1 protein-coding gene is annotated in these 3337 nt (G+C 73.0%); it reads right to left on the minus strand.

Annotated features, from left to right (window positions below):
- Positions 1 to 3240: type I polyketide synthase (locus BIV23_RS45105; protein ID WP_245790958.1), on the minus strand; the 3240-nt coding region annotated here is incomplete at its 3' end.
- Positions 3241 to 3337: the final 97 nt, after the last annotated feature.

Consider the following 3337-nt stretch of genomic DNA (forward strand, 5'->3'; position numbering starts at 1 on the left):
CCGCCACAACGACCACGCCACATCCACCGCGTCGGCCGTGGTGGACTCCAGGTGGGTGGTCAGTTGCCGGACCTGGGCGTCCAGTGCCGCTTCGGTGCGGGCGGAGGTGAGGAGAGGTACGACCGCCGCGTCGTGCGCGGGGTTTCGCTCAGGGGACTGGGAGTCATCGGCATCGTGCTGCGGTGCTTCGAGGATGATGTGGGCGTTCGTACCGCTGATGCCGAACGACGACACCGCCGCCCGACGCGGCCGACCCTCGCTCTCCTCCCACACCCGATTCTGCGCCAGCAGCTCCACCGCGCCCTCGGACCAGTCGACCAGCGGGGAAGGCTGGTCGCCGCGCAGGGACTTCGGCAGGGTGCCGTGCCGCATGGCCTGCACCATCTTGATGATCCCGGCCATGCCCGAAGCGGCCTGCGAATGACCGATGTTGGACTTCACCGATCCCAGCCACAACGGCCGGTCACCGTCCCGCTCCTGCCCGTACGTGGCCAGCAGCGCCTGCGCCTCGATCGGGTCACCCAGCTTCGTACCCGTACCGTGCGCCTCGACCACGTCCACATCAGCCGCCGACAGACCCGCGTCGGCCAACGCCGCACGGATCACCCGCTGCTGCGAAAGACCGTTGGGAGCGGTCAGACCGTTCGACGCACCGTCCTGGTTCAGCGCCGAACCCCGCACCACCGCCAGCACCTGATGCCCCTGCGCCACCGCGTCCGACAGCCGCTCCAGCAGCAGCACGCCCACGCCCTCCGACAGGGCGAATCCGTCCGCGCCCGCGGCGAAGGGCTTGCAGCGGCCGTCGGGGGCGAGGGCGCGCTGGCGGCTGAAGGCGACGAACGCCCCTGGTCCCGACATCACGGTGGCGCCGCCGGCCACCGCCAGGCTGCACTCACCGGAGCGCAGGGCGCGCACGGCCAGGTGCAGGGCGACCAGGGACGAGGAGCAGGCCGTGTCGACCGTGACCGCCGGACCCTCCAGCCCCAGGGCGTAGGCGATGCGCCCGGACGCCACGCTGGCTGCCGCTCCGGTCGCGAGATACCCCTCGTTCTCGCCGGACGCCGCCCGCAGTTGAGTGGCGTACTCCTGGTCGGTCAGGCCGATGTAGACGCCGGTCGAGCTGCCGCGCAGCGACTTGGGGCCGATACCCGCGCGCTCCAGGGTCTCCCAGGTGGCTTCCAGGAGCAGTCGCTGCTGCGGGTCCATCGCGGTCGCCTCACGCGGCGAGATACCGAAGAACCCGGCGTCGAACTCGGCCGCGTCGTGCAGGAATCCGCTCTCCCGGACGTAGCTGGTGCCGAGGTGGTCGGGGTCGGGGTCGTAGAGGGCGTCGAGGTCCCAGCCGCGGTCGGTGGGCAGCGGGGTGATGGCGTCCACGCCGTCGGCGACCAGGCGCCACAGGTCCTCGGGGGTGCGGACGCCGCCGGGGAAACGGCAGCTCATCGACACGATGGCGATGTCGTCGTCCGCGGGAGCGCCGGCCGCGACCGCGACGGCCGGGGCAGGCTGCGCGTCGTCGCGCCGGGCGCCGAAGGCGAGTTCGTCGATGTAGTCGGCGAGGGCGGAGATGCTGGGGTGGTCGAAGACGACGGTGGTGGGCAGCTTCAGGCCGGTCGCACGGTGCAGACGGTCGCGGAGTGCCACCGCGGTGAGGGAGTCGAAGCCCAGTTCCTTGAAGGCCGCCTCGACACTGACCGCCTCCGCGTCGGCGTGGCCCAGCGTCGCGGCCACGTGGGTGCCGACCAGCGTACGCAGTGCGGTGGTGCGCCGTGCGGGTTCGAGGGCGGCCAGCTTGCGGAGCGTGGCGGAGGTCGCGTCGTCCGAGGCGCTGTGGGCGGCCGTGTCCGTCGGCTCGGCGCGGGCGCCGGACAGTTCCGACAGGAGGGCGCTTCCTCGTACGGAGGTGAACACCTCGGCGAACCGGCGCCAGTCGACGTCGGCGACTGCGACGACCGTGTCGTCGTGGTCGAGGGCCTGCTGCAGCCCCGTGATCGCGGTGGTCGGCTCGATGACGGGAAGGCCCCGGCGGCGCAGGCCGTCCTGGACGGACTCGGCGATCATGCCGCCCCCGGCCCAGGGACCCCAGGCCACGGAGAGCACCGGTGCACCGGCGGCGCGGCGTTGTTCGGCGCCCGCGTCCAGGATCGCGTTGGCGGCGCCGTACGCGGCGTGGTCGGCGACGCCCCAGGTGCCCGAGATCGACGAGAAGTAGACCACGGCGTCGAGTTCGGCCGCGTCCAGCACCTCGTCCAGGCGGGCGGCGCCGAGGACCTTGCCGGACAGGGTGGCGGCGAGGTCGTCGACATCGGTCTCCGTGATCGGACCGAGGACGCTCACGCCTGCCGCGTGGATCACGGAACGGACCGGAGTTCCGGCTGTGGCAAGGCCGTTGACCAGGTCGGCAAGGGCCTCGCGGTCCGCGGTGTCACAGGCGGCGACGGTGATCCGGGTGCCGTGGTGCGCGAGTTCCTGCCGCAGCTCGGCGAGGTGGGAGTCGTCACCACGGCGACTGGTGAGGACGAGGTGTTCGGCGCCGCGCGTGGCCAGCCAGCGAGAGACGTGGGCGCCGAGCGCCCCGGTCCCTCCGGTGACGAGGACGGTACCGCGCGGCCGCCAGTCACGCGGCGCCGGCTTGCCACCGGTACGAGCCTGGACGAGCCGACGACCGTACGTCGTGCCGTCCCGGAGCGCCACCTGGTCCTCCGCCGTGCCCGCCGTGACGGCGTCCAGCAGCAGGCCGACGGCGCCGGACGCCCCGGCCGCCGGGAGGTCGACCAGTCCGCCCCAGCGCTTGGGGTGCTCCAGTGCGGCGGTCCGGCCCATGCCCCAGACACCGGCCTGCGCGGGCGCCGTCGGCCCGTCGTCCCTGCCGGCGGCCACGGCACCCTGGGTCACGCACCAGAGGGGCGCGTCGATTCCCGTGTCGCCGAGGGCCTGTACGAGTGTGAGGGTTCCGGCGAGGCCGAGCGGCACGGCCGGCTGTCGCGGGTGCGGCCGCTCATCGAGCGCCAGGAGCGACAGCACGCCGGCGAACCCATCGACGGATGTGCCGGCGGGTGTGAGGAGAGCACCGAGAGCCGCACGGCCCACACCGGCCGCGTCGACGGCGACCACGACGGAACGAGCACCGCGGGCCTGGAATTCAGCCCGCAGCTCGGCGACCAGCCCGTCACCGTCCATCGGCTCAGGGACGACGATCAGCCAGCATCCCTCGACCGCAGCGGAGACAGTGCCGGGCAACGGCCGCCATTCCACACGGTGCCGCCATCCGTCGACCACTCCCCGTTCGCGGCGTGCGGTGCGCCAGGCAGCGAGGGCCGGAACAACACTCTCCAAC

The organism is Streptomyces monashensis (genome assembly GCF_001866665.1).
GTDB classification, from domain to species: domain Bacteria; phylum Actinomycetota; class Actinomycetes; order Streptomycetales; family Streptomycetaceae; genus Streptomyces; species Streptomyces monashensis.